This window comes from Bartonella sp. AP57NXGY (assembly GCF_042195805.1).
In the GTDB taxonomy this organism is placed as follows: domain Bacteria; phylum Pseudomonadota; class Alphaproteobacteria; order Rhizobiales; family Rhizobiaceae; genus Bartonella.
In genome coordinates, this window is record NZ_JBHIOZ010000266.1 from 1 (window position 1) to 1,538 (window position 1,538).

Annotated in this window: 1 protein-coding gene and 2 pseudogenes; all 3 read left to right on the forward strand. The window is 35.2% G+C overall.

What is annotated here, in order from left to right:
- Nucleotides 1-234: 234 nt before the first annotated feature.
- The 3 genes and pseudogenes from ACFIL8_RS10130 (at nucleotide 235) to ACFIL8_RS10140 (ending at nucleotide 1,363) form a co-directional block, all read left to right on the forward strand.
- Nucleotides 235-580: pseudogene (locus ACFIL8_RS10130) on the forward strand (hypothetical protein).
- 233 nt (nucleotides 581-813) lie between these two features.
- The gene (locus ACFIL8_RS10135; RefSeq protein ID WP_375613730.1) at nucleotides 814-1,032 is read left to right on the forward strand and encodes an antitoxin; all 219 of its coding nucleotides are present in this window, start codon (nucleotides 814-816) and stop codon (nucleotides 1,030-1,032) included.
- Nucleotides 1,032-1,363: pseudogene (locus ACFIL8_RS10140) on the forward strand (type II toxin-antitoxin system PemK/MazF family toxin). Before ACFIL8_RS10135 ends, ACFIL8_RS10140 begins: the two are co-directional and overlap by 1 nt.
- The last annotated feature ends 175 nt before the right edge of the window (nucleotides 1,364-1,538 follow it).

Below are 1,538 nucleotides of genomic sequence, written 5' to 3' on the forward strand. Positions count from 1 at the left end.
ATGAGAGAGAATTCAAGACCACTCACGTTGGTTGAAAAGCAAGTGAAAAACACTGCAAATTAGCAAACTAATGAAAATTGCTGATCGTTTTGTGATTGGATGTGCATTTAAATCGACAAAATGGCACCGTACAGAGTGATTTAAAGATTTTATGATAAAAAACCTATCTTATAAAACGCTCTGTACGGTCAAATTTGAGGCAAATAGACAAATTTGTAAAATTAGGATTAAAGTATGTTCATTTTAAAACATCTATTCTTAAAAAACCGTAAACAACCCATGCGAAAGAGGTTTGTTGCAACGGCAGTGGGTATGCCCCATGGGGGATGGGACAGAGGAGTATTTTTACAACCTCTACGAATACGAAGACGGCACAAGAGAGTGTGAAAAGTTTGATGGTGGTCAGTATTACAAAACACCTAAGAATGCGGATTTTAGTACCAAAGCGCAAGTAAAAGCATGGGTTTACGGTGGTGATATTCCGAAAAGCATTCTCAATTACGAACCTCTTATAGACGAGATCAACAGAGAGATCAAAAAATTATCGAAAACCGCAAGAAATAAATATGTTTACAGATAAGCAGCTAAGAGCCTTGTTTGGTATTATAACTTTTATATTTTTATGTTTTTCAGAAATTAAAAAAATATTGACTTTATTCAGAGTATATTGCGTATTGCTCTAAATGCGCTTCTTAAACATTTGCACAAAAGCATTAAAAGCTATTGAATCATGGACTTTATGTTATATTTTTATCTAATATTAGAGAGGGCGTTTTATGCACAACAAAATTACGTAAAGTTGGAGGATCCGTTATGCTCTCTATACCGCCTGCATTGTTTGATGTTCTTCATCTTACTGAAAATATGCAAGTGGGTTTGGCTATTGATAATGGACAATTGGTTGTAAAACCACAAATATCGCAAAATTACACTCTTGAAGAATTGTTAGCCGAATGTAATCCTTCGGACGATTTTGCGGATAAAGATGTAGAGTGGTTTGATGCTAAGCTTATTGGCAGAGAGCTCTTGTAATGAAGCGAGGTAAAATTTGGTTTGTATCGCTTGACCCAACCTCTGTCTATGAGAAAAAGGAACGCGTCCTGTACTGATTGTGTCACCGGAGGCGTTTAATCGTTTAACAAAAACACCCATTGTTTTGCCCATTACGAGTGGAGGAAATTTTGCTAGAATAGCAGGCTTTGCTGTTTCATTGGTGGGAACAGGGCTGCATACAACAGGTGTGATACGCTGTGACCAACCGCGTGCTTTAGATATAGTAGCGCGTAATGGAAAAAGAATGGAAACTATTCCATATATAATTATGGATGAAGTCTTAGCAAGGTTATCAACATTTCTTACTTGAATTTTTTCTACACTTTTAAATGTTTAAAAACACCAACTTTAGGTAAAAAGTAAAAAAGCATAAGATCATGATTTTTTTCTGCTGACAATCAGCTAATCAATTTTTCACAGAATAAAAATCAATATTTGACTAATGATGTCATTAATTATGACTCAAAAGGAGCCATAATGAAAGC